The sequence below is a fragment of the Nonomuraea diastatica genome (assembly GCF_004349015.1).
In the GTDB taxonomy this organism is placed as follows: domain Bacteria; phylum Actinomycetota; class Actinomycetes; order Streptosporangiales; family Streptosporangiaceae; genus Nonomuraea; species Nonomuraea diastatica.
Genome location: NZ_SMKP01000163.1, coordinates 1 through 25,361, shown reverse-complemented (window position 1 = coordinate 25,361; position 25,361 = coordinate 1). Strand labels below are relative to the sequence as shown.

Annotated in this window: 21 protein-coding genes; 10 read left to right on the top strand and 11 right to left on the bottom strand. The window is 71.5% G+C overall.

All coding sequences use genetic code 11. The features are described from left to right. The coding region (locus E1294_RS39620) for an AfsR/SARP family transcriptional regulator (RefSeq protein WP_165977725.1) at window positions 1-764 on the bottom strand (764 nt) is incomplete at its 3' end. A gap of 112 nt (window positions 765-876) precedes the next feature. Here E1294_RS39620 and E1294_RS39615 point away from each other — a divergent pair. Together E1294_RS39615 and E1294_RS39610 are read left to right on the top strand one after the other, a co-directional pair. Continuing rightward, entirely contained in the window at window positions 877-1,752 is an 876-nt protein-coding gene (locus tag E1294_RS39615) for an alpha/beta fold hydrolase (RefSeq protein ID WP_132516106.1), read from the top strand. A gap of 161 nt (window positions 1,753-1,913) precedes the next feature. After that, entirely contained in the window at window positions 1,914-4,016 is a 2,103-nt protein-coding gene (locus E1294_RS39610) for an alpha-glucuronidase (protein ID WP_246083623.1), read from the top strand. Between the two features lie 48 nt (window positions 4,017-4,064). Here E1294_RS39610 and E1294_RS39605 read toward each other — a convergent pair whose 3' ends face one another. From E1294_RS39605 to E1294_RS39585, 5 genes are read right to left on the bottom strand one after another with little or no spacing between them, the layout of a single operon-like run. After that, window positions 4,065-4,751, bottom strand: a complete 687-nt coding sequence (locus tag E1294_RS39605) for a YesL family protein (protein WP_132516105.1) — start codon at window positions 4,749-4,751, stop codon at window positions 4,065-4,067. 14 nt (window positions 4,752-4,765) lie between these two features. After that, entirely contained in the window at window positions 4,766-6,400 is a 1,635-nt protein-coding gene (locus E1294_RS39600) for an ABC transporter substrate-binding protein (RefSeq protein WP_132516104.1), read from the bottom strand. A 47-nt stretch (window positions 6,401-6,447) separates the two neighbouring features. Further along, window positions 6,448-7,323, bottom strand: coding sequence for a carbohydrate ABC transporter permease (locus tag E1294_RS39595; RefSeq protein WP_246083622.1), 876 nt, complete (start codon window positions 7,321-7,323; stop codon window positions 6,448-6,450). After that, window positions 7,320-8,312 carry an ABC transporter permease gene (locus E1294_RS39590; RefSeq protein ID WP_132516102.1) on the bottom strand — a complete coding sequence of 331 codons (993 nt, stop codon included), beginning with the start codon at window positions 8,310-8,312 and terminating at the stop codon, window positions 7,320-7,322. The genes E1294_RS39595 and E1294_RS39590 overlap by 4 nt, the downstream gene beginning before the upstream one ends. Beyond that, window positions 8,309-10,690, bottom strand: a complete 2,382-nt coding sequence (locus E1294_RS39585; protein WP_132516101.1) for a beta-xylosidase/alpha-l-arabinosidase — start codon at window positions 10,688-10,690, stop codon at window positions 8,309-8,311. Before E1294_RS39585 ends, E1294_RS39590 begins: the two co-directional genes overlap by 4 nt. A 241-nt stretch (window positions 10,691-10,931) precedes the next feature. Between E1294_RS39585 and E1294_RS39580 the strand changes: the two genes are divergently transcribed. After that, on the top strand, window positions 10,932-12,188 hold the full coding sequence (locus E1294_RS39580; RefSeq protein ID WP_132516100.1) for an endo-1,4-beta-xylanase: 1,257 nt from the start codon (window positions 10,932-10,934) through the stop codon (window positions 12,186-12,188). A gap of 71 nt (window positions 12,189-12,259) precedes the next feature. Here the strand turns inward: E1294_RS39580 and E1294_RS39575 are convergent, their stop codons facing one another. Both E1294_RS39575 and E1294_RS39570 read right to left on the bottom strand, forming a co-directional pair. Next, window positions 12,260-13,027, bottom strand: coding sequence for a SigB/SigF/SigG family RNA polymerase sigma factor (locus E1294_RS39575; protein ID WP_132516099.1), 768 nt, complete (start codon window positions 13,025-13,027; stop codon window positions 12,260-12,262). 183 nt (window positions 13,028-13,210) lie between these two features. Further along, entirely contained in the window at window positions 13,211-14,836 is a 1,626-nt protein-coding gene (locus tag E1294_RS39570; RefSeq protein ID WP_132516098.1) for a heparinase II/III family protein, read from the bottom strand. A 123-nt stretch (window positions 14,837-14,959) separates the two neighbouring features. Between E1294_RS39570 and E1294_RS58445 the strand changes: the two genes are divergently transcribed. From E1294_RS58445 to manA, 6 genes are all read left to right on the top strand, one after another. After that, window positions 14,960-15,724 (top strand): helix-turn-helix domain-containing protein, encoded by a 765-nt coding sequence (locus E1294_RS58445; protein ID WP_132516097.1) that lies wholly within the window; start codon window positions 14,960-14,962, stop codon window positions 15,722-15,724. A gap of 281 nt (window positions 15,725-16,005) precedes the next feature. Then, window positions 16,006-16,299: a hypothetical protein gene (locus E1294_RS39560; protein ID WP_132516096.1), complete on the top strand. Its 294-nt coding sequence runs from the start codon at window positions 16,006-16,008 to the stop codon at window positions 16,297-16,299. Between the two features lie 54 nt (window positions 16,300-16,353). Continuing rightward, the gene (locus E1294_RS39555) at window positions 16,354-17,298 is read left to right on the top strand and encodes a cucumopine synthase-related protein (RefSeq protein WP_132516095.1); all 945 of its coding nucleotides are present in this window, start codon (window positions 16,354-16,356) and stop codon (window positions 17,296-17,298) included. Then, entirely contained in the window at window positions 17,295-18,389 is a 1,095-nt protein-coding gene (locus E1294_RS39550) for an NAD(P)/FAD-dependent oxidoreductase (RefSeq protein ID WP_165977723.1), read from the top strand. Before E1294_RS39555 ends, E1294_RS39550 begins: the two co-directional genes overlap by 4 nt. A gap of 3 nt (window positions 18,390-18,392) precedes the next feature. Further along, window positions 18,393-19,613: a cytochrome P450 family protein gene (locus E1294_RS39545; protein ID WP_132516093.1), complete on the top strand. Its 1,221-nt coding sequence runs from the start codon at window positions 18,393-18,395 to the stop codon at window positions 19,611-19,613. Window positions 19,614-19,797: 184 nt separating this feature from the next. Then, on the top strand, window positions 19,798-21,000 hold the full coding sequence (gene manA, locus E1294_RS39540; protein WP_342775132.1) for a mannose-6-phosphate isomerase, class I: 1,203 nt from the start codon (window positions 19,798-19,800) through the stop codon (window positions 20,998-21,000). An 86-nt stretch (window positions 21,001-21,086) separates the two neighbouring features. Here manA and E1294_RS39535 read toward each other — a convergent pair whose 3' ends face one another. Together E1294_RS39535 and E1294_RS57860 are read right to left on the bottom strand one after the other, a co-directional pair. Further along, a complete protein-coding gene (locus E1294_RS39535; RefSeq protein WP_132516092.1) occupies window positions 21,087-22,361 on the bottom strand; it encodes an alpha/beta hydrolase in 1,275 nt (424 codons plus the stop codon). An 87-nt stretch (window positions 22,362-22,448) separates the two neighbouring features. Continuing rightward, complete coding sequence (locus E1294_RS57860) at window positions 22,449-24,026, bottom strand: FAD-dependent oxidoreductase (protein WP_132516091.1); 1,578 nt, start codon at window positions 24,024-24,026, stop codon at window positions 22,449-22,451. Window positions 24,027-24,116: 90 nt separating this feature from the next. Between E1294_RS57860 and E1294_RS39525 the strand changes: the two genes are divergently transcribed. Beyond that, window positions 24,117-24,698, top strand: a complete 582-nt coding sequence (locus E1294_RS39525) for a helix-turn-helix domain-containing protein (protein WP_132516090.1) — start codon at window positions 24,117-24,119, stop codon at window positions 24,696-24,698. A gap of 58 nt (window positions 24,699-24,756) precedes the next feature. Here E1294_RS39525 and E1294_RS53415 read toward each other — a convergent pair. Continuing rightward, the coding region (locus E1294_RS53415) for a DUF11 domain-containing protein (RefSeq protein WP_165977722.1) at window positions 24,757-25,361 on the bottom strand (605 nt) is incomplete at its 5' end.

The window sequence follows — 25,361 nt, the reverse complement described above, 5'->3', positions numbered from 1 at the left end:
GGTGTCAGGTGGGGAGCTTGAGCGAGGATGTCGGACTCCAGGGTGCGCAGTCCGGGGCCGGGGTCCACACCGAGCTCGTCGCGCAGGACATGGCGGGCACGGCGGAGGGTGGCGAGGGCGTCGCCTTGACGGCCCGTGCGATACAGGGCCAGGGCCAGCAGCCGCCAGCCGTCCTCGCGCAGCGGGTGGGACGCCACGTGCGCCTCCAGATCGGGCACCGGCTCGGCCGCGGGCCCCGAGGCCATGGCCGCCTCGGCCCGGCGTTCGACGGCCAGCAGCCGCAGTTCTTCCAGCCGGGCCGCCTCCCCGCGGGCCCATGGCAGCTCGGCGAACTCCGCGTAGGCGGGCCCCCGCCAGAGCGCGAGGGCGTCGCCGAGGAGACGGCAGGCCTGGCCGGGTTCGCCGGCGGACAACAGGCGGGTGGAGGTGGTGACGACCTCCTCGAAGCGCCAGGCGTCCACGGTCTCGGGAGTGGCGCGCAGCGCGTAGCCGGGCGCGGCCGTGACCAGCAGCCGGGCGGGCGTGCGCGGCGGGCGGCCCGGCTCGAGGGCCTTGCGCAGCGCACCGACGAAGGTCTGCACGGCGCCCAGCGCGCCCTCCCCCGGAGACTCCCAGAGGTCGTCGATGAGCCGGGCGACCGGCACGACCCGGCCTCTGGCGACCAGCAGCCGAGCCAGCACGGCGCGGTGCCGCGGGCCTTTGAGGTCGGCCGGGCCGCGCTCGTCGCCGGCCTCCAACGGGCCCAGCACCCCGATCCACACCATCGCACCCACTGTATCCGCCCTGGTGGGCCCGGCTGAGCCGGCGCTGATCGGGTGCTGATCGGCGGGCGGCAGGTTGGGGGCGTACGGCAGGACCCAGGAGAGGAAGGCCGGGATGACACCGGAGATCACCGCATTCGCCCAGCAGCGCGTCATCGTCGCCGACGGTGTGGCGCTCAACGTCGCGGTGGGCGGCTCGGGCCGCCCCGTCGTGCTGCTGCACGGCTTTCCGCAGACCCACCTGATGTGGCGGCACGTCGCCGCCGATCTGGCCGCCGATCACACGGTCATCTGCCCCGATCTGCGCGGTTACGGCGGCAGCGACAAGCCGGCGGGCACCGGAGACCGGTATGCCAAGCGCACCATGGCCGCCGACATCGTCGCCCTGGCCAGGGCGCTCGGGCATGAGCGGTTCGCGCTGGCCGGCCACGACCGGGGCGCCCTGGTCGCCATCCGGGCCGGGCTCGACCATCCCGGGGCGATCACCCACCTGGCCGCGCTGGACGTGCTGCCGACGCTCGACACGTGGGACGTGATGCACGGCGTCTCGGCCGCCGTCGGCTTCCACCTCTATCTGATGGCCCAGCCGCCGGGCCTGCCCGAGGTCATGATCGGTGCCTCGGCGGACACGTTCTTCGGCCATTTTCTGGATGCCTGGACGAACGACCCGGAGGCGATCCCGGCGGACGTGCGCGCCGCGTACCTGAGGGCGTCGCGCGAGGCGGTCCCCTCGATCGTGGCGGACTACCGGGCCTCGGCCACCATCGACGTCGAGCACGACCTGGCCGACCGGCGGGCGGGCAACCGGCTGCGGATGCCGGTGACGGTGCTGCAGCAGGACTGGGGGGCCGCGCTCGGCTTCGACGCCGCCGACCGGTGGCGGGCGTGGGCGCCGGACCTGGTGCACGAGACGGTGTCGTGCGGGCACTTCATGGCGGAGGAGGCCCCGGCGGAGGTGACCAGGGCCCTGCGGGACCTGCTGGCCAGGTAGGCGCTCAGCCGGGGCCGCACGTCCAGGGGCACGTCCCGGCAGCGCTGCGGCCGCGGCCCACGCCGTTCACCGGCGCGGCCTGACCTGACCGGGTCCCACGTGATCCGTTTTCGGTAGATTCACGACGGATCAGCCCATCGTTGAGCGGACCAGAGGATCACGTGAGCATTCCCGACCTGAATGACGTCCATCCCGCGTGGCTTCCCCCCGCCGCGTTCCGCGCGGTCGGTGCGCGCCGCGTCCTCGTGCTCGGCGACGGGCTCCTCACCGGCACCGTGCGGGCGGAGGTCGAGCAGGCCTGCGCCCGGCACGGCGGCGCCCTCGAGCAGGACGCGACGGGATCCCCCGGCCTCGTGCTCGCGCTCTCCACTGCGGCTCCCTTGGCGGCTCCCTCGGCGGCCCCCTCCGTGGCGGCCGCCGCGCGGGAGGTCCTGGCCGGGCAGGGCGGATCCGCCATCGGCGAGGAGGGCTACCTGCTCGCCCGCCGCGACGGCGTCACCGTCGTGCTGGCCGACGATCCGGCCGGCCTGCTCTACGGGCTGTTCCACGTGGTCAGGCTGGGCGAGGAGGCGTTCACGGGCGAGCGCCCCGCCGAGCCGCACCGGCCCGCGGCCCGCCGGCGCATGCTCGACCACTGGGACAACATCGACGTACATCCGGTGATGGGCCAGGTCGAGCGCGGCTATTCCGGCGGGTCGATCTTCTGGCAGGACGGCGGCCCTCGCGGCGACCTGGCCAGGGTACGGGCCTACGCGCGGCTGCTGGCCGCGACCGGCGTGAACGCCATCACGGTGAACAACGTCAACGTGCACGCCACGGAGGCCCACCTCCTGACCGACCGGCTCGGCGACGTGGCCGCCATCGCCGACGAGGTGCGCCCGTACGGGATCCGGGTGCACCTGTCGGTCACCTTCGCCTCGCCGATGAGGCTCGGCGGGCTGCCCACCGCCGACCCGCTCGACGAGCGGGTGCGGGAGTGGTGGGCGCGCACCACCGAGCACGTATACGCCACCATCCCCGACTTCGGCGGGTACGTGGTCAAGGCCGACTCGGAAGGGCAGCCGGGCCCGTTCGCGTACGGGCGCAGCCACGCCGACGGCGCGAACACGCTCGCCGACGCCCTGGCCCCGTTCGGCGGGGTCGTGCACTGGCGGGCCTTCGTCTACAACCACCGGCAGGACTGGCGCGACCGGTCGACCGATCGCGCCCGGGCGGCCCACGACCATTTCGCGCCGCTCGACGGGCGGTTCAGGGACAACGCGATCCTGCAGGTGAAGCACGGCCCGATGGACTTCCAGACGCGCGAGCCGGTGTCGCCGGTGATCGCGGCCATGCCGTCCACCCGGCTGGCGGTGGAGCTGCAGGTGACGCAGGAGTACACCGGCCAGCAGCGGCACGTGTGCTATCTCGCGCCGATGTGGAAGGAGATGCTCGGGTTCGGCCCGTGGGGCAGGGACACGGACGGGAGCGGGGACGGGAGCGGGCGCACCGTGGCCGACGTCGCCGCCGGCGAGTCGGGCGACGGCGGCGGCCTGGTCGCGGTCTCCAACGTCGGCGACGACTTCTACTGGACGGGCCACCCTCTCGCCCAGGCCAACCTGTACGCCTTCGGCCGCCTGGCCTGGGACCCGCGGCTGGAGCCCGCCGCCGTCCTCGACGAGTGGATCGACCTCACGTTCGCGCCGGCGGCGGGCGGTGATCCCGGGCCGCTACGGCGCACGCTGCACGCGATGATGGACGGCTCCTGGCGGACCTACGAGCGTTACACGGCGCCGCTGGGCGTCGGATTCATGGTCCGTCCCGGGCACCACTACGGCCCCGACGTGGACGGCTACGAGTACACGCCGTGGGGCACCTACCATTTCGCCGACCGCGACGGCGTCGGCGTCGACCGCACCCGCGCCTCCGGCACCGGGTTCACCGGCCAGTACCCGCAGCCGTGGTCGGACGTCTACGAGTCGCTCGGCACCTGCCCCGACGAGTTGCTGCTCTTCTTCCACCACGTCCCGTACGGGCACGTGCTGCACGACGGCACCACGGTCATCCAGCACATCTACGACACCCATTTCGCCGGGGTCGAGGAGGCGGCCGAGAGCCGGCGGCTCTGGGAGCGGGCGGAGCCCGGGGACCCGGCGCTGCACGCGCGGGTGATGGAGCTCCTCGACGAGCAGCTGCGCTGCGCGGAGGAGTGGCGCGACCAGATCAACGCCTACTTCTTCCGCAAGTCAGGGGTGCCCGACGCCCGGGGCCGGCACATCCCGTGACGCGGCGGCGCGCCCGCCGGACGGCAGGAAGGCGCAGGCGGCGGCGCGTCAGGCGGTGAACCTCTCCCTGATCTCGTCGATCATCGGGCGGCTGTTGCGCAGCAGCGCCGCCGCGAACACGACGGCCAGGAGGGTCACCGCCGCCTCGGTGGCGACCAGCGTGAGGCCGGCCGCCACCACGAGGAGGCAGAGGTTGCTCACGGTCACGCCGGGGAACCGCACGAGCGAGTAGGACGCCAGCCGGGCGACGTCGGCCGCCCGGAACGCGAACAGCGAGGTGATCACCAGCGCGGCGGCGGCCCAGAGCGACGCCGCCACGGCGACGGCGACGAGCAGCACCGCCCACCAGCCGGGGACGCCCGCGGCGGCGAAGTTCGCCAGGTTCGTCCCCACGATGGCCAGCCCCGCCAGCCACGGCGCCCAGATCTTCATGACCCCCGCGACGTTGCCCCGGTAACCGCGCCAGAACGCCGCCGCGGGACGCAGATCCGTCAGGTCGGACCGGCGGTGGCGCAGCGCGTAGAGGGCGGCGGACAGCGCCGGCCCGGCGGGCAGCGCGCACAGCGCGGCCAGCGGGATGTTGCCGGCGTCGCGGTCGAGCAGGACGAGCGCCGCCAGCCCGGGCGCGGCGGTGACCAGGAACAACAGCTCGACGATCAGCAGGGTGTAGACCAGCGCGGCGACGCGCGAGAGCGGCCCCGTGCCGAACCGCCGCTCCGCGGGCGCGTCGCTCATCGGGAGGGCTCCACTCAGCCGTGTTCCTTCTTGAACCGTTCGTAGGCCGTGTTGACCAGGTTGATGTAGGACGCCATGTTATTGCCCTCCAGCTCCTTGACGTAGGCGTCCCACTCGCTGAGGTCGCGCTCGCCGAGGATGAACTTGAGCGTCTGCTGGGTGACGAAGTCCTTCAGCGGCGTCTCCCACAGCGTGGCCTGCTCGCGCTCCTCTTCCTTCAACGGGTGGGGCGGATCGACCGGCCAGGCCTTCCTGGCGTTCATCACCTTCTGGAACTCCAGCTCCTCCTCAGAGAAGGTGGACTCCAGCAGCTTGGTGGGGCCGCCGTAGGCGAACACGCCGTTGGAGAAGCCGAAGTCCTTCTGCAGGTGCTTGGAGGCGTCGGGGTTGAGCCCGACGAAGTCGACGTCGTCGGCCAGCTTGTAGCCGCCGGAGGCGTCCTTGGTGTGCGTCGTGCCTTCGACGCCCCACTTGGCGAACTCCAGGCCCTGGTCGGAGTACCAGAGCCAGTCGACGAACTGCATCATGGCGACGAAGTTCTTGTTCTCCAGCGCCTTCTTGGAGATCATGACGCCGTTCTCGAGCCGGGTGCCGATCTTGTGGTCGCCGACGGGGCCCATGGGCACCGGGATCTTGGCGATCTTGGCGTCGGGGTTGGCCTTCGTGAGCGCGCCACGGAACTCGTTGACCAGAGTCTGCGCGTTACAGCTGATCACGAACGACTTGCCGGAGATGAGCTTCTGGTCGGCCTGCTCGTCCTGCTGGGTGAAGGCTTCGGGGTCGAGCAGCTTCTCCTTCACCAGCTTGTGCAGGTATTCGATCATCTGCTTGTACTGCGGCATGGCGCCGGTGTAGACGAACTTGCCGGCGGTGGCGTCCCAGAAGGCGTGCTGGTACTCCCAGCCGCCCTTGGCGCCGTAGGCCTGGGCGACGAGCTTGAGCAGGTTGCCGCCGGGCGTGGGAATGCCGAACCGGTCGGTCATCGGGTAGAGATCGGGGTATTTCGCCTTCATGGCCTTGAGCACGGTGTAGAGCTCGTCCCAGGTCGTCGGGACCTCCAGGTCGAGCTCCTCCAGGATGTCCATCCGGACCGCGAGGGTGTAGTCGACCCAGACGTTCTCGTGCAGGCCGGGCAGCAGGTAGATGCGGCCGTCGGCCTGCCGGAGCGTGTCGAGCTCCGGCTCCATCTTCCACTTGGCGACCTTGTCCTTGAAGTTCGGCATCAGGTCGAAGTACTCGCTGACCGGCAGGACCGCGCCCGAGGCCACGAATGCCTCCTCCTGCGGGTGGTACGTCTTCGGGATGATGAGCGGGGCGTCCCCTGCGCCGATCATCAGGCTGCGCTTCTTCTCGTAGTCGCTCAGCGGTACCGCGACCGGCTTGAACGTCACGTTCGTGCGCTTGGTCAGCTCTTCCCAGAACAGCCAGTCGTTCTTCAGCGGGTAGAACGGGTGGTTGTTGTAGAGCACGTCGAACGACAGCGGCTCGGTGGCCTTGAACTGCTGGTTGACACCGTAGTTGGCCATCGCGCCCGCCTTGTTCGCGGACTGGGCGGCCTGCTTCGGGGCTTCGTCCTCGCCGCAGCCGGCGAGGACGAGGGTGAACGCACCCAAGCCGATGATCGCCTGCCGCCGTGATAGTTCGCGCATTGGGTTTCCTTTGCCGTGTCCGGGGGGTTGTAGGAGGCGTGAGGAGGCTAACCCTTGACCGCGCCGAGCATGACTCCGGAGACGAAGTACCGCTGGACGAAGGGGTAGACCGCGAGGATGGGCAGCACGGTGAGCATGATCGTCACCGACTGGATGTTGGCCGCGACCTGCGTGAGGTCCGCCGCGCCGGCGCCGGCGTTCTCGGCGCCGGTGGCGCCCGCGATGATGTTGCGCAGATAGACGGTGACCGGGAACAACTCCGTTCTGTTGAGGTAGAGGAACGCCGAGAACCACGAGTTCCAGAACGAGACCGCGTAGAACAGCACCATCGTGGCGATGACCGCCTTCGACAGTGGCAGCACGATCCGCCCCAGGATGCCGTAGGTGTTGAGCCCGTCGATGGCGGCGGCCTCTTCCAGGTCGCCCGGCAGGTTCTCGAAGAACGCCTTCATGACCAGCAGGTTGAAGACGCTGATCGCGTTGGGCAACACGATGGCCCAGATGGAGTTCGTCAGCCCGAGGCTGTTGACCAGCACGTAGTTGGGGATGAGGCCGCCGTTGAAGAACATCGTGAAGACGGCGACCCAGATGAGGAACGTCCTGCCCTTGAGGTGTCTCTTGGACAGCACGTACGCGTAGCAGGTGGTCAGCACCATCGCGATGGCGGTGGCGACGACGGTGTAGACCACGGTGTTGCGGTAGTTCGTCCAGAACATCGGGTCCGCGACCACGATCTGGTAGGTCGTGAGGTTGAACCCGCGCGGGATGAGGTTGACCTCGCCCGACAGGATGTACCGTTCCTCGCTGAAGGAGCGGGCGACGATGTTGATGAACGGATAGAGCGTCACGACCACCACGCCGGTCAGGACGACGGCGTTGACCACCTGGAAGGCCCGGTAGCCCCGGCTCTTGGCGAGTGTCACCACAGGCTCGTCCCCACTGCTCGACGGGAGATCAGGTTCGCCGACAGGATCAGGGTCAGCCCGATGATGGCCTCGAACAGGCCGATCGCGGCGGCGTAGCTGAAGTTGCTGGACTCCACACCCATCCGGTAGAGGTACGTGGAGATCACGTCGGCGGTCGGATAGGTCAGGGGGTTGTAGAGCAGGAGCACCTTCTCGAAGCCGACGGCCATGAACGTGCCGATGTTGAGGATCAGCAGGGTGACCGCCGTCGGCCGGATGCCCGGGAGGGTGACGTGCCAGATCTGCCGCCACCGGCCGGCGCCGTCGATCCTGGCCGCCTCGTAGAGCTGCTCGTCGATGGTGGTGAGGGCGGCGAGGTAGAGGATCGTGCCCCAGCCGACGGTCTGCCAGATCTCCGACGAGATGTAGATCGTCCGGAACCACTCGGGTTTCTGCATGAACGCGACGGGATCGTCGCCGAACGCCCGCACCAGCTGGTTGACCGGCCCGTCGATGGCCAGCGTCTGCATGACGATGCCGGCCACGACCACGATCGACAGGAAGTGCGGCAGGTAGGACACCGACTGCAGGAACCGCTTCAGCCCGCGGTTGCGGACCTCGTTGAGCAGCAGCGCCAGCACGATGGGCAGCGGGAAGCAGAACAGCAGGGTCAGGCCCCCGAGGATCGCGGTGTTGGTGAAGACGTTCCAGAACGTGGGGTCGTTCAGGAACAGGTTCACGTAGCGCAGGCCCACCCATTCCTCGCCCAGCACGCTGCCGCCGGGCTCGAACTTCCGGAATGCGATCACGTTGCCGATCATGGGGGCGTACCGGAAGATGGCGAAGAACAGCAGCGGGAGGATGGCCAGCGAATACAACTGCCAGTTGCGGCGGAACGCCCCGCTCCAGGAGGACGAGGAGCCGGCGGGCCGCCGCCGGCGGCGGGTGGCGGGCCGGGTCTCGCTGGTGTCCGGTGGCGGGTTCATGGTCGTGGGGGTGTTGCTCATCCTCTGTCCTCCGGTGCGATGCGCTCGATCCGCGCCCGTGGCCGCATCCGCCGCTCGTGGCCGGTCTCGCGCACGTCGCCGGTCAGGCGCAGCGGCACGGCCGCGACCACGTCGGCGCTCGACCGCGCGAAGCGCAGCTCGACCTCGCCCGGCTCGACGATGCGCCGGCCGCGCACGCCGGTGAACGAGGTGACGTCCGCCGGCACGTCGAACGTCACGCGGGCGGCCTCGCCCGGCTCCAGCGGCACGCGGGTGTGGCCGACCAGGCGGACCACCGGCCGCGTGGTCTGCGCGACCGGATCGTGCAGGTAGAGCTGGACGACCTCGGTGCCGGGCCGCGGCCCGGCGTTGCGGACGGTGACCGCGACGCTCACCTCGCCGTCGACCGGCCAGTCAGCCGGCTCAGCGGGCTCGCCGGGCTCCGCGAGCTTCGTCACGTCGCTCCATTCGAACGTGGTGTAGCCCAGCCCGTGGCCGAACGGGAAGGCGGGGGTGGGGTCGACGGACGACACCTGGGAGCGCCGGCCCAGCCACGGCGACAGGTAGGTGGCCGGCAGGCCGCCCGCGTCGCGCGGCACGCTGACGGGCAGCCGCCCCGACGGGTTCACCGCGCCGGTGATCACCTCGGCCAGCGCCTGGCCGCCGCGCTGGCCGGGGAAGAAGGCGTACACGATGACGGCGGCGTCGTCCACCTCCTCGCCCAGCGCGTACGGCCGCCCGGCCAGCAGCACGAGGACCACGGGGGTGCCGGTGGCGAGCACGGCCCTGACGAGCTCGGACTGGACGCCCGGCAGGCGCAGGTCGGTGGCGTCGCAGCCCTCGCCGGAGGTGCCGCGGCCGAACAGCCCGGCCCGGTCGCCGACGGCCAGCACGCACACGTCGCTCGCGGCGGCCGCGGTGGCGGCGGCCGCGATGCCGGAGGTGTCGTCGCCGGTGATGTCGCAGCCGGGCGCGTAGGCGAGGCCGGGGACCAGCGCGCCGAGCGCGTCGCGCAGCGACGGGATCTCCAGCCCGAGCCCGTGCTCGGGGTGGGCGCCCACGTGCGCGGGGAAGGCGTAGCAGCCGAGCATCGCCATCGGGTCGTCGGCGACCGGTCCCACGAGGGCCACCCGCCGGCCGGGCGCCAGCGGCAGGATCCCCCCGGTGTTGCGCAGCAGCACGACCGACTCGCGGGCCAGCCGCAGGGCGATGTCCTGGCTCTCGGGGTCGTCGAGGCGAAGCCGGTCGGCGCCGTCGGGCAGGCACTGCCAGCCCTCGTCGAGCAGGCCGAGCTCGGCCTTCTGCGTCAGCACCCTGCGCAGGGCGCGGTCGACGAGCTTCTCGTCGACCGCGCCCGCCTTCACCGCCTCGATCAGCGGCTCGCCGAACGTGTCGACGGTGGGCAGTTCGACGTCGATGCCGGCGCGCAGGGCGAGCCCGGCCGCCTCGGCGGCGTCGGCGGCCACGCCGTGCAGTTTCTGCAGGAACCGGATCGCGAAGTAGTCGGCGACGACCGTGCCGGTGAAGCCCCACTCGTCGCGCAGCAGCCCGGTCAGCAGGCCGTCGTCGGCGGCCACGGGAACGCCGTCGATCTCGGCGTAGGAGTTCATCACCGACCGGGCGCCGCCCAGGCGCAGCGCCATCTCGAACGGCGGCAGGACGACGTCGGCCAGTTCCCTGCGGCCCATCGGAACGGGGGCGAGGTTGCGCCCGCCGCGCGAGGCGGAGTAGCCGGCGAAGTGCTTGAGCGTGGCGACCACGCCGGCACCCTCCACTCCGCGCACGTAGGCCGCGCCGATGGTGCCGACCAGGTAGGGGTCCTCGCTGATCGTCTCCTCGGTGCGGCCCCAGCGGTAGTCGCGGGTCACGTCGAGCACCGGGGCCAGGCCCTGGTGCACGCCGGCGGCCCGCAGGGAGCGGCCGATCCGCCCCGCCATCTCCTCGATCAACCCGGGGTCGAACGTCGCGCCCCAGCTCAGCGGCGCCGGGTAGACGGTCGCCCGCCAGGCGGCGAACCCGGTCAGGCACTCCTCGTGCACCTGGGCCGGGATGCCGAACCGGCTGGTCGCCACGATCTCGGCCTGGGAGGCGGCCAGCGACCGGGCGCCGGCGACGGGGTCGACGGGCGCGGTGCCGTACGGCCTGGTCAGCTGGCCGAGTCCGTGGCGGATGACGGTGCTCCACTCGGCGCCGCCCGCCATCTCGGTCTGGTGCGGGGCGACGCCCTCCCCCGAGGCGTCGGCGCCGACCCACACCCCGACCAGCTGGGCGACCTTCTCCTCCAGCGTCATGAGCGGGATGAGGGCCTCGGCTCGCTCGCCGGGGGACAGCCCTGGGTCCCGCCATCGGGTGCTGTCGTCCGGCGTGGGGCTCGTCTCGATCGGTCCGTGGCCCGTCATGCCATCCCTTCGGGCTTCTAACGGCAACATCCCACGCGGATTGCGGTATGTGAAGCCGAAACTTTCAAGGAAATATGCTTAATATTGCGGCAACATAAGGGGCCTCGCGGAAAACTGTCAAGAGCGCCTCCAACTGCTATGTTGCAGATCCAATCGGCGTACGACGCCCGAGCCCACTGGATGTGTCGGTCGTTGTGCGGCAACAACTTTCCCGAAACTTTCGGAGCGATGTGAGGTTGTCGTGACATTGACGAATCTTGACGCCTCGATCAGGAAGAACCGTACTGCGAATGCCGCGATCACCGTCACCCTGGACGGCGTTCCGCAGCCGGATCGGGATGTGGTCGTCGTCCAGCGCGAGCACCGGTTCCTGTTCGGGTGCACCGGGTTCGACCTCGTCCCCCTCGCCAACGGCGAGCTCACCGACGGGCTCACCGATGGGGCCACCGCCAGGGCAGAGCGTCTGGCCGAGCACTGGCTGGGACTGTTCAACTTCGTCACGCTGCCCTTCTACTGGGGGCAGTTCGAGGAGGAGCGCGGGCGGCCGCGGACGGAGCGGCTGCGGAACGCCGCGGCGTGGTTCCGCGAGCGGGGGTGCCCGGTCAAGGGGCATCCGCTGGTGTGGCACACGGTGACGGCGGACTGGCTGACGGATCTGTCGAACGAGGAGATCGCCCGCGCGCAGGTGGACCGGATCCGGCGCGAGGTGGGCGACTTTTCAGGACTTATCGATATGTGGGATGTCATCAACGAGGTCGTCATCATGCCGATCTTCGACAAGTACGACAACGGCGTCACCCGCCTGTGCCGGGAGATGGGACGCATCCCGATGGTCAGGATGGCCTTCGACGCCGCCCGCGAGGCCCACCCGCACGCCACGCTGCTGCTCAACGACTTCGACATGTCGGCGGCGTACGAATGCCTGATCGAGGGCCTGCTGGAAGCCGGCATCCGCATCGACGCGCTGGGCCTGCAGAGCCACATGCACCAGGGCTATTGGGGCGAGGAGCGGACACTCGCCGTCCTCGACCGTTTCTCGCGCTACGGCCTGCCCCTCCACTTCACCGAGACCACCATCCTGTCCGGCGAGCTCATGCCGGAACACATCGCCGACCTGAACGATTACCAGGTGGCGGCCTGGCCGAGCACCCCCGAGGGCGAGGAGCGCCAGGCCGGCGAGATCGTCCGCCACTACCGCACGCTGCTGTCCCATCCGGCGGTGGAGGCGATGACGTACTGGGGGATGACCGACGGCGGCTGGCTCGGCGCGCCCGGCGGGTTCGTCCGCGCCGACGGCAGCCCGAAGCCGTCGTATGACGCGGCACGCTCGCTCATCAAGGGCGACTGGTGGTTCCCGCCCACCACCTTGCGCACCGACGCGGAGGGGAGGGTGCGCTTCACCGGGTTCCTCGGCGCGTACGAGGTGTCGGCGGCCGGCCGCACGGCCGCCTTCCACCTGGACACTCCCGGCGAGATCCACGCCACCGCCGCCATGTGACCTCACCTCCCGGCGCGGGCGGCCGGGTCCGGGCTGAAGGGCCCTTCAGCAGGGCCCTTCAGCAGGGCCGATCAGTCCTGCAGGGCGGTGCGCAGCTTGGTGAGCACGGCGCGCAGGATGCGGGAGACGTGCATCTGCGAGATGCCGAACTCCGTGGCGATCTCGGACTGGGTCATGTTGCCGTAGAACCGCATCAGCAGGATGTTGCGCTCCCGGTCGGGGAGCGCGTCGATGAGCGGCTTGATCGCGTGCTTGCCGAGCATGTCGTCGAGCGAGTCGTCCTGCGCGGGCAGGAAGTCGCCCAGGTCGGCCGCGTCGTCCTCGCCGCCGACCGGCGCGTCCAGCGACAGGGTGCTGTACGCGGCGGACGCGTCGAGGGCGAGCAGCACGTCCTCCTCCGAGATGCCCATCTTGCCGGCCAGCTCGGCGACCGTGGGGGCGCGGCCAAAGGTCTGGGTGAGCTCGCTGGTCACCTTGTTGAGCTCCAGGCGGCGCTCCTGGTAGACCCGCGGCACCCGGATGGCCCACGTGCGGTCGCGGAAGTGCCGCTTCACCTCGCCGACCATCGTGATCATCGCGTAGCCGCGGAAGTCGTGCCCCAGGGTGGGGTCGAATCCGTTGATGGCCTTCATCAGGCCCACGTACGCGGCCTGGCGCAGGTCCTCCATCGGCTCGCCGCGGTAGCGGTAGCGGCGGGTGACCTCGCCCACCAGAGCGTCGTACATGACCACGACCCGCTCACGGATCCGTACCTTGCGCAGCTCCGGCGTCTCGGGCCGGTTCATCTCGGTGAGCAGCTGCTCGGCGGTCATCTCTTCGAGTGCGATCAGGACGGCCATCTGATGCTCCAAAAAGTCAGATCATGGCAGCCCCTGCACATGCGAAAAAGCCCAGGCAGAGGCACACCACTCACAAGGCGCGAGTCGAAGCCCTCTGCTGGACTTCCGGATCCGAGTATTCCCCATTTGGGGGCATTTATCAACATATCGAGTTACAGATTCGCTCCTTTGCTCCAGCGACCGTCAACGCACGGTGAAGACGAAGGTATGCGGGCCGGACGGGACGGCGGCGGTCAGGCGTACGCGGTGCACGGTCTCCGGCACGCCGTCGTGGCCGCGTACCTCCAGCTCCTCCGCCCGGGCTCGCCACGGGGGCGGGATCTCCAGCACGACCGGCCCCCAGCCGACGGCGCCGCGGCCCACCTCGGGGCGCAGGCGGGCGACGAACAACTCCGCCACCGGGCAGTCTCCTCCGGAGAAGGCGAAGGTGTCGGTGAGCTCCAGCCGCCCGGGCCGCCAGGCGAAGGCGCGGGTGAAGCGGATGAGCCGGGGCGCGTCGTAGGCGGCCGTCAGGTCCAGCGTCCATTCCACGGTGTCGTGGCCGGCCGCGTACCGGACGGTCTCGGCGCGGCGGTCACGGCCGGGGCGTTGCGCGGCGCCGTCGATCAACGGGATCGAGTGCCACTCCGCCGAGGCCTGCGGCACCGCGTAGCGGCCAGCGCCGAAGTAGTCGCGGGTGTACTCGGGGGCGCCCAGGTCGTCCAGCACCGTCCTGCCGTGGGCGTGGAGGACGAAGTGGCCCAGATCGAGATGGTTGTGCGGCTCGTCGTTGTGGCCGCCCTTGGCGGCGAAGGCCGTGCCGTCCGCCCTGGCGACGACGATCGCGGCGTCCGGCAGGCGGTCGTGCCGCGCGGGCGGGGTGCGCGGCGTCCGCGCCGTCCACCACAGGGTGCGGCTCAGGTGGGCCCAGCGGTAGCAGTGGTCGTCGTGGAACGACGGCTCCCGCCCCTGCGGCACGGGCACGCCCAGGCGTTCCGCCAGCCGGTCCAGCAGGCCGGCCGGGTAGGCGCCCATGCCGGAGGAGTCGGCGAAGGCCGGGCGCACACCACCGCCGAGGTCGACCCTGGCGGGGTAGGCGGCCATCTCGCGTACGTGGGGATCGTCCAGCAGGTCCCTGCCCGTACGCTCGCGCAGCGCCTCGGCGAAGTAGACGAAATAGCCGAAACCATAGGACCAGTAGTCGGGGCCCTCCAGGCAGGCGCCGTCCGGGCCCACGCCCGCCAGAAACGACTCCAGGGCCCGCTCCAGGCGGGGCAGGAGGGCCGGCAGGTGCTCGGAGTCCAGCGCCAGCGCCGCCATCCCGGCCGCGCCCGCGCAGACGGCCGCCCAGTTGTGCCCGGCCTGCTCCCACCACAAGGGAGGCGCTCCTTCCTGGAGAGGGCGCAGGACCCTGCGCTCCACCTCCTCGCGCACCCGGGCCCGCACCCGGGAGTCGAGGTGCTCGCCGAGCAGGTCCACCGCCTCCGCCAGGGCATGGCCGGTCTCGGCGGCGAACAGGTCGACGAACGCGTTGACCGGGCGGTCTCGCGGCTCGTGGGCCGGCAACACCCAGGTGTACTCGTCGCACACCGACCACAGCAGGTCGTCGAGCGCCGGGTCGGGACGGTCGTCCAGGTGCGCGGCCAGCATGAGGGCGGCCAGGCGGCGACGGCGCTCGAAGTAGACGCGCTCGTAGGCCTGGCGGTCGCCGGTGTCCGCGTAGCGGCGCCACAGGGCGAAGGTCAGCGCGGGCAGGGATTCCGTACGCGCCCTGGCTGCCTCCTCCCGTGCCTGCCGTACCAGCAGGTCCCGGCTTCCGTCCCGGCTCATCTGCCCCTCCGTGCCGTGCGCCGTTCGCCGTGCGGAATCCCGCACGGCCCGCCCCCCGCACCCTACGCGTACGCGGGAGGTCTCATGGGCATCAGAGGTCGGTGAGACTGGGGGTGTCATGAAGTGTTGGCGGGCCGGAAATACCGTCTGGAGTTCACCTTCGGGCAGCAGGCGTTCGCCGAGAGATCGGGCGGGATCTGCCGGGCCGTGTGGAATACCGGCCTCGAACAACGGCGGGATTATCGGCGGCGAGGGGAGTGGATCACCCATGCCGAGCAGTGCAGACAACTCACCGACGCGAAGAAGGACCCGTACTGCGCCTGGCTCGCCGACGCCCCCGCCCAGGTGATCCAGCAGGCCCTCAAGGACCTGGATCAGGCGTGCCGTGAGCATGGCACGGGCAAGGTGCGCTGGAAGTCGAAGGCGAAGTGGCGGCCCTCGTTTCGGTTCCCCACCGCCAAACACCTGCCCGTGCAGCGGATCGCCCGCAAGTGGGGACGGGTGTTCCTGCCCGAATTCGGGTGGGCGCGCTTTCGCATGTCGCGCCCGCTCGGGGGGACCGTCAAGTCCGCGACCGTGTCCCCGGGACGGCGAGCACTGGTTCATCAGCTTCCTCATCGACGACGGGACTCCCGAGCGGCGGGAGCATGCGTGCCCTCAGTGGGTGGGTGTGGACCGGGGGGTCGTCCCGGCCGCCGTGACCTCGGACGGGGAGTTCTTCGACCGCCGCCACGCCGGAACCGGCGGTGTCTCCTCAATGAAGCCCCCGGGGGAGAGAAACCGTGGCAGGAAGGCTGGCCCCGGATACCTCAACGCCCGGCGAAGCGGAACGCTACCTGCGGCTGCAAAGAAGGCTCGCCCGCACGACGAAGGGATCGAAGCGGTTAGGACGGTCATGGCCGCGATGAGACAGATCATGCGGCGGGTCCGGTGGCGGCGCGCTGACTTCAACGCCCAAGCCGCGCACCGGCTCACCCGCGGGTACGGGCACGTGGTCATCGAAGACCTGAACACCGAGGGCATGAGCGCCGCCGTCAAGCCCAAGCCCGACCCCGACCGGCCGGGCCGGTTCCTGCGCAACGGCGCGGCGGCGAAATCCGCGCTCAACAAGGCGATTCTCGACAAGGGCTGGTACGGCCTGGAAGTCGCACGGCGAACCCCTCTCGATCGTGCACGACCGGCAGACCACGCTCACCGACGAGCGCATCGCCCGGCTGCGGGCGATCCTCGACGGCCGGCTGGCCGGGCTGCGGCTGGCCGGGTCGTTCCTCGACGCCCGGATCCAGGTCGCCGACGTCATCGCGGGGGTGGCCCGCAGGATCGCCCTCGACGAGCTCGCGGAGCGGGGCGATCCGGGGCTCACCGCGCTGCTGCGGCCGTACGTGGACGAGCGCTCGGTCTGGGGTGACGCCCGGACCGGAGCGCGGCTGGGACAGCACCCAGATGCGGTCATCTCCGGGTAAATACCCTGACCACGCCCTGTTTCGCCACAAAATGCGACGATACAGTGACGTACTGTGAACGAGACTAAGCGTGTGGAAATAACCTGGCCCAGCCTCGGCATCACCGTGGCGGCCCAACTCGACGAGCGCAACCCCGCCCTGGCCCAATGCCTGTGGGACGCGCTCCCCTACCGCAGCCTGCAAGGACACGCCCTGGTCGCGGGATACCACCTCTACCACGTGGCCCCGGTCCACTCGCTGCTGCACGCCCCCGCGGAATACCGCGTGGACCGCCGCACCGTACCCGACGGCACCCTGTTCTGCTCGCGCCTGCAACACCTGGGCATCAAGTACGGCGAGCTCACCGAGCCCATGACCGCCACCCCCGTCGGCCAGGTCGCGGAAGAGGACCTCGACGCCCTCATCCAGGCCGGCCGCGACGTCTGGAACGCGGTCTACACCACCAAAGAACCCGTCATCGCCGAAGTCCGCCGCGCCGGCGAGGACGGCGGCCACGTCCTGCCCCGGCTGCCCATCGGCGACCCGCAGCTCAACGAACTCGTCAAGGACGTCCACGCCGAAACCCAGCGCATCTGGCTCGACCCGCCCCGCGAGCTCGTCGACCTGCACGAGGGGCGCATCCCCTCCGGCGCCGGCAGCTACGAGACCGTCCTGACCACACTCCTGTTCGTCAACGGCGAGACCCGCCCGCTCGGCTACAGCTGCTACGGCGGCCTCGTCCGCGCCGCCCTCGACGGCATGCCCATGCCGTGGCTGCGCCAGATGACCCGCCAGCTCGCCGCCACACCCGCCGAGTTCCTCGGCTACTGCGGCCTCGACACCCTGTGGGACTTCACCCAGCGCCTCCTGTCGGGCCTGGAACGCCTCGACAGCCACGAGGACTTCATCTCCGTCATGGCCCACATGGCGCTCTACTGCAACTGCCTGGGCGGCTGGAACCTGCACCTGTTCCCCTGGCAGGCCGGCGAGAGCCTGCGCGCCGTACGGGAGCCGGTGTGAACGGCGGATCCCGGGTGGTGGTGGTCGGCGGCGGCGTCATCGGCCTGTCGATCGCCTACCACCTGGCCGAAGCCGGCGTCGACGTCACCCTGCTCGAACGCGGCACGCTCGGCTCCGGCGCCTCCCGCGCCACCGCCGACGTGGTCCGCTCCTACTTCGCCGGCAACCCGGTCAGCTCCGCGCTGGCCGTACGGAGCCTGCATGCCTACCGGGCCTTCCCCGACCGGCCCGGCACCGACCTGCCCCTGCGGCAGGTCGGCTACCTGGTCCTGTTCACCGAGCCCGAGCAATTGTCCGCCTTCCAGGCCGACCTGCCCGCCCAGCACGCCGCCGGCGTCGACGTCCGCCTCATCACCGCCGAGGAGGCACGCGAGCGCAACCCGCTCATCGGTGACGACACGCCGCTGCTGGCCGCCGCGTACTCGCCGCAGGCCTACATCTCCGACACCACGGCCATCGTCACCGCCTACGCGCAAGCGGCCGAGAAGGCCGGCGCCGTCCTGCGTACCGGCTGCCCGGTCACCGGCATCGACGCGCAGGCCGGCCGCATACGCACGGCCAGCGGCGAGATCGGCGCCGACGCGATCATCTGCGCCGCCGGCGCCTGGTCGGCCTCGCTCGTCCGCTGCGCGGGCGTCGACCTGCCGCTCACCGAACCGATCGAGCAGGAACTGCTCACCACCGACCCGCTGCCACCCGGCACACCCGACGTCCCGGTCACCCTGCACGCCGCCACCGGCCTGCTCATCAGGGTCCGCGACGACCGCATGCTGATCGGCATGGGCTACCCGGGGCCCGACCGGGAGGCCTGGCGGCGCGACGTGGCCGACCGGGTCGCCGACGTCTACCCGAGCCTCGCGGAGCTCGCGCTGCACACCGCCGTCACCGGCCTGCGCGACGCCAGTCCCGACCGCACCGCCTTCATCGGCCACCAGCCGGGCCCTCCGGCCTTCCTGTACGCCACCGGCTTCTCCGGCCACGGCCTGTGCAACGCACCCGCCGCCGGCGAGCTGGTCCGCGACCTCTACCTCGACCAGGACCCCGGCTTCGACGTGACCGCGCTGGCGGTCAGCCCACGACGAACGGGATGACCCATGACAGACGACAACCGCTTCATCATCGACCCGGCCACCCGCGACCTGCACGGTGACGACGACCGGCTGCGCGCGGCGGGACCGCTCGTCCCGGTGACCGCCGAAGGCGTGCACACCTGGGCCGCCACCCGCTACTCCACGCTGCTGGCCGTGCTGACCCACCCGGACCTGTCCAGGGAACTGCGCTACTGGAAAGACCGCGACAGCGCCCCGCCGGGCACGGCCATCACCCGCATCGTCACCGACACCTCGATGCTCAACGCGGAAGGCGACGAACACCGCAGGCTGCGAGCCCCGCTGACCGCCGCGTTCACGCCGCGCCGGCTGAAAAGGCTGCGCCCGAGGATCGAGGAGCTCACCGCAGGACTCATCGACCGGCTCGCCGCGATGCCGCCCGACCAGCCGGTCGACATGCGCAAGGAGTTCGCCTACCCGCTTCCCCGCGACGTCATCTCCGACATGATCGGCATTCCGGCCGCGCACCAGGAGAGACTGCACGAGCTCACCGACGCCGTCGCGCAGGTCGGCGGCAGCCTCGACGACACACCCGACCTGCGCCAAGCCCTGCACGTGCTGCTCGGCCAGATCATCGACGAGCGCCGCGACAGCCCCGGCGAGGACCTCATCACCGACCTGATCACGCTGCGCGAGCAGGACGGCGGCCGACTCTCCAACGAAGAGCTGTTCGCCACCATCGAGCTGCTGTTCATCGCCGGCCACGTCACCACGGTCAACCTCATCACCAACGCCATCGGCGCCCTGCTCCACGTGCCCGACCAGGTCGAGCTGCTGCGCGTGGGCAAATGCCCCTACAGCGCGGCCGTCGAGGAGACCCTGCGCTGGGACTCGCCGATCGCCTACTTCCCCATGCGCTACGCCCAGCGCGACGTCGAGATCGACGGCGTACGCGTGCGCGCGGGGGAACCCGTCCTGGCCTGCTTCGCCTCCGCGGGACGCGACCCTGACCAGTACGGCGAGGACGCGCACCTGTTCGACCTCACCGACCCGCCGGCCACCCACCTGTCCTTCGGACACGGCCCGCACTTCTGCCTCGGCGCGCCACTGGCCCGCCTCGAGGCCGAGGTGGCGCTGTCCGCGCTCTTCGACGCGTTCCCGGAGATCGCGCCCGCCGTACCGGCCGAGGAGCTGCGCCCGCTGGACACCCTGCTCGGCAACAGCACCCGCACCATGCCCGTCCTGCTGGGCCCACGCGCACAGTGACCCACCGCGGACCTGACGCTCCGCGCGCAGTGGCCCGCCCGCGGACCCGGCCCACCGCCCGCGCAGTGGCCCGCCGGCGGGCCCGACGCACCGCCCGCGCGCGAGCCTCCGCAACACGGCACCTGAGTGCTCACGCCCACCGATCGCGTTCTACGCTCCATGAACGACGATTGGAGCCGACGCCGTGCCACAGACCGACCTGCCACCGACCGACGCGCCCATGCGCCTGGCCACCACCATCCGCCCCTACGACTGGGGCTCGGTCACCGCCCTCCCCGAGCTGTTCGGGACGGAACCCACCGGCCGGCCGCAGGCCGAACTCTGGATGGGCGCCCACCCCGGCGCCCCCTCGACCGTCGACGGCATCCCCCTCAACGACCTCATCGCCACCGACCCCGTCGCCACCCTCGGCGAGCGCACCACCGCCCGGTTCGGGCCCGCGCTCCCCTACCTGCTGAAGGTCCTCGCCATCGAGCGGCCGCTCTCCCTCCAGGTCCACCCCACCACCGCGCAGGCCGAAGCCGGGTTCGCCGACGAGAACGCCCGCGGCCTCCCCCTCGACGACGCCACCCGCACCTACAAGGACGCCTCGCACAAACCCGAGATGGTCTGCGCCGTCACCCCCTTCCACGGCCTGTGCGGGTTCCGCGCCCCCGCCGCCACCGCCGAGCTGCTCGACCGCCTGCGCCTGCCGGACCTGCGGCCCTGGATCGACACGCTCCGCTCCGGCGAGCCCGAGACCGCCCTGCGCACGGTGTTCGCCCAGATGCTCGACGACGCGTCCCGGCCGCTGCGCGCCCAGGTCGAGCGCGCCCTGCTGGACATCGCGCCCGACACCGGGGACGATGACCTCGCCCCCTACGCCGGCATCGCCCGCGCCTGCCCCGGCGACCCCGGCATCGTGGCCGCCCTCCTCCTCCACCACGTCGACCTGCCCCCCGGCCAGGCGCTCTACCTCGGCGCCGGGGTTCCCCACGCCTACCTCGGCGGCATCGGCGTGGAGATCATGGCCAACTCCGACAACGTGCTGCGCTGCGGCCTCACCACCAAGCACGTCGACGTCCCCGAACTCATGCGCGTCGTCGACTTCACGCCGGCCGCCCCGCACGTCGTCCGCCCCGGGCACGACCCCGCCGGCGAGCACCGCTACCGGCCGCCCGCCCCCGAGTTCGCGCTCACCCGCTACGACCTGACCGGCCAGGCCGCCCACACCCTGCCCGGCGGCGTACCGCGGATCGTGCTCTGCCTCGACGGCGAGACCCACCTCGGCGACGGCCTCACGTTGCGGCCTGGACAGTCGGCCTTCGTGCCGGCCGCCGCGCCGCCGGTGCGGCTTTCCGGCAAGGGCACCGCGTACGGCGCCGAGCCCGGCGCCTTTACAGTGTAGATTTCCGGGCGCGGAGCGTTCCGTGACGACGTATGGCCGGTCGACGTCGCCCCCGAACGACGGCGAGTCAGCCGGGCCCGCCGTCCTCAGGCGTTGGGGCAGCGGGCCGGGGCAGTGCCGTAGGCGTCCTGGAGGAAGTCGACCAGGACGGCGGGCCAGGAGCCCCAGTCGTGGCCGCCGGTGCCGTAGCAGTAGCGGTGGCGCACTCCCAGGCCGGTCAGGCTGGTGTGGAAGGCGCTGGCGTGGGAGCCGAGAATGGCCTCGTTGACCCCCCTGGCCTCGGTGTTCTCCGGTGACGTGGTGCTGTAGCCGCATTCGGGCGGCGCGGGGTCGTCACCGTCGCCGAGCACGTACCGGCCGGAGGAGTCGCGGGGCAGGGTCTTGCAGCCGCCCGCGTAGAGGCCGAGCCTGCCGTCGTACGGGGCGTATGCACCCTGCGTGGCGAGCACGGCCGGGTTGGCCGACGGCCAGTCGTGGACCGTCTGCCCGTCCGGCCCGGCGGTGGTGGTGTGCGGCCCGAACAGGGTGTCGAGCCGGTAGAGCAACTGCTCCTGCTGGTCGACGACGAGGACGCCGTCCTTGTACTTGTTCACCCGGTATTTGCCCAGGTCGAGAAGCGTGATCGCGGCTCCCGACTGCCACATCGAGTCGGACACCGTACGCTGGGCCGGCTTGGCCCGCAGGTCGATGCCGGGAGAGAAGGCGCCGATGACGGAGAAGACGCCGGGGTGCGCGGCGGCGTACCGCAGCGTGCCGTAGCCGCCCATCGACAGGCCCGCCAGCCCGCGGCCCGAGCGGTCGGCGATCGTGGGGAAGTTGGCGTCGATCCACGGGATGAGCTGGGAAATATGGTACGTCTCCCACTTCGGCGCGAAGTTTCCGTCAGTGCGACCGGCCCAGTCCGCGTACCAGCCCGTCATGCCGCCCGTGGGCATCACCAGGATGCCGTCGAACGGGCGGCCGGGCACCGAGGCGATCAGCGACACGAGATCGGCCTTCGTGGTCCACTCGTCGTAGTTGTCGCCGCCGCCGTTGATGAGGTAGAGCGAGCGGTAGCGGGTGCCGCCGGCGGGGTCGTGGTCCGGGGGCAGGTAGATCCGCACGGTGATCTCGCGGGCGAGCGGGGAGATTTCGGGGGTCCCGCCGGCCGCCTGGAAGATCGCCGTCGAGGTCATGGTGACGTCGCGCAGCTCGGAACCGTCGGGCTGCGGGCTCCGCTCCACGCGTACGCAGGTGATGCCATGGCCGTCGGGGTGGGGCAGGCTCGCCGCGCACGCGCCCGCGTGAGCCGGGACCGCCGGCGACGCGAGCGCCGCGACCGTCAGGACCAGCGTGGCCATGGCGCGGGACAACCGCCGCATAGAACACCACCTCCGCACGAAACGGCCGCGGGGGACGGAGCCGCGTGATCAGAAGATCAGGGATCAGCGGCCCCGTCAATGACGGCCCTAGGGCAGGCGGCGGATCTTCAGCACGTTGTCGGTACGGGTGCCCGGCCGGCCTTCGGGGTCGTGCTGGCTGCGCTCGTACTCCTCGCTGCGCAGCACCTCCCACTCCCCCTCCGGCAGGTCGAGCGCGTCGAGCACGTCCTGCGTCGTCGGGAAGTGCACGTCGGGCATCGGGTCGTGCTCCCAGCTCGGCCAGCCGCCGTGCCCGAGGACGAGCAGCACCCCGCCGGGCGCGACGGCCGCCGCCGCGGAGCGCAGGATCTTCTCGCGCGGCAGCTCGCCCTTCGAGTGCAGGAACGAGGCCGAGACCAGGTCGTAGTGCCCGTCGGGGAACGTGCTGCCCAGGTCGTGCCGCTGCCAGTCGATGCGGTCGGCCACCTCCGCGGTCTTGGCGTGCGCGGCGGCCCGGTCGAGCGCGACGCGGGAGATGTCGGTGGCGGTCACCCGCCAGCCCCGCTCCGCGAGCCAGATCGCGTCCGCGCCCTCGCCGCTCCCCAGGTCGAGTGCCCGGCCCGGCTCCAGGTCCGTGGCCTCGCGCACGAGCATGACGTTGGGCTTCCCGCTCCAGATCTGCGGGCGCTCGGTGTAGAAGGCGTCCCAGAACTCCTCCGGGGAGACCTGGCCGCCCGCGTGCGCCCGGAGGACGGCGACGGCCTGGCGGGTCTCCTCGGCGATCAGGTCGGCGTTGATGGCCGCGCCCGCGCGCACGCCCGCCGCCGCCGAGCCGATGACCTGCTCGACCAGGTTGGTCACGTTCCCTGCCACCCACACGCCGGGCACGCTGGTCGCACCCGCCGGGTCGGCGGGGACGTAGGTGCCGATCACGTGCCCGGCCATCTCCTGCTCGGCCGTGTCCAGCCCCAGCCCGGCGAGCAGGCCGGAGCGCGCGGTGAGCCGGGTCGCGACGGCGAGGGCCCGGCGTGGCACGACCGTGCCGTTCACCCGCACGCCGCTGAGCCGGCCGCCGGTCAGCCGCAGCCCGGTGATACGTCCTTCCACCACCGTGATGCCCCTGGCGACGAGCTGCTCGGCCTCCTCCTCGCCGAACTCGGGCGCGGTGTGGCGGAAGAGGGTCACGTCGTCGCTCCACTGCCGCCACAGCAGGGCCTGGTGCACGGCGAGCGGGCTGGTGGCCACGACGCCGATCGCCTGGCCGCGTACCTCCCAGCCGTGGCAGTACGGGCAGTGCAGCACGTCGCGGCCCCACAGCTCGGCCAGCCCCGGCACGTCAGGCAACTCGTCGGCCAGTCCGGTGGTCACCAGCAGCCGGGCGGCCTCGACCTGCGACCCGTCGGCGAGCACGAGCCTGAACCCCTCGCCGGTACGCTCGGCGGTCTCGACGGTGCCCAGGACGATCTCGCCTCCGTACCCGGCGACCTCCTCGCGGCCCGCCGCGAGGAGGTCGTGCGGCGGCACGCCCTCACGCCCCAGGTAGACGTGCACACCGTCGGCGGGCGCGTTGCGCGGCCGCCCCGCGTCGATCACCAGCACCCTGCGCCGCGCCCTGGCCAGCGTGAGCGCGCCGCTCAGCCCGGCGGCGCCGCCTCCGACGACGACCACGTCATATCTCGTGTCCATTGCCGCTCCTCTTGTCCATGTGGTGCGGCCACTGTCCGCGACAGGGCACGGATTTGACAAATATCGTTGCCGAAATGGCAAGGTGGATCCATGGAACTCGACGAAGTGCTCCAGGCGGTGGGGCCGCGGCTGCGGGCGTTGCGGCAGGAGCGCGGCGTGACGCTGGCGCAGCTGTCCACGAGCACGGGCATCTCCGTCAGCACACTGTCGCGCCTGGAGGCCGGGCAGCGCAAGCCGACGCTGGAGCTGCTGCTCCTGCTGGCCACGGCCCACCAGGTGCAGCTCGACGAGCTGATCGACGCGCCCGTCACCGGCGACCCGCGGGTGCACATGCGGCCGGTCAAGCTCAAAGGAGGCAGGACGTACATCCCGCTGACCCGCCGGCCGGGCGGGTTGCAGGCGTTCAAGCAGATCTACCCGCCGCACTGGCCGAACGCCGACCTGGAGCAGCAGGTCCATGAGGGTTATGAGTGGCTGTACGTCCTGTCGGGGCGGCTGCGCCTGCTGCTCGGACGGCACGACGTGATCCTCACCCCGGGCGAGGCGGCCGAGTTCGACACGCGGACGCCGCACGCCTTCGCCAACCCGGACTCCGAGCCCGCCGAGGTGCTGGCTCTGTTCGGCCCGCAGGGCGAGCGCATGCACGTCAGGGCCAAGCCCGCCCCCAAATGAGGCCCCGCATGAGGGCGGGCCGGTTCCGGAGCCGCCGGGAGGCGACGCTCGCGTGCGGTCAGCGAAGGACGCGGATCCTGAAGTGCGCGACGGTGCCGCGCGGGTCGGGGTTGAGGTGGGTGCGCTCGACGGCCGCACGGAACCGGTACCTGCCGGGGGCGACGTCGTCGGCCGCGATCCGCAGGCCGAGCTCCATCGTCTGCCCCGGGTAGATGGTGTCGATCGTGCAGGTCACCTCGCCGCTCGTCCCCTCGCACCCGGTCTCGGTGTCGGGCACCAGGCGGAACCCCCGCGGCAGCCAGAGGCTGACGGGCACGCCCGCCGCGCCGCTCAGCCCGTTCATGGCGACCGTCAGGGTGGCCGTGGTGCTCTCGCCCTGCTCGATCGTCCCGTCCGCCACGTCCGCGCTGATCGACAGCCCGTCGTACACGCCGTCCGGGTCGGCCGCCTTGACGATGGCGCCGTAGGAGTCGATGCCCAGTGCCGTGGCGGTGGTGCTGCCGTTGTCGCCGTGGTGTGACCGGCCCGTGGAGGTCACGCCGACGAGGCCGCTGCCCGGGGCGCGCACCATCCACGGGCCGCCGTTGTCGCCGTCGACCAGCTGGCAGTTGTGGGTGGTCAGCCCGCCGAACCGCACGTCGTGGCGGCGGGGCTCGTAGGGGC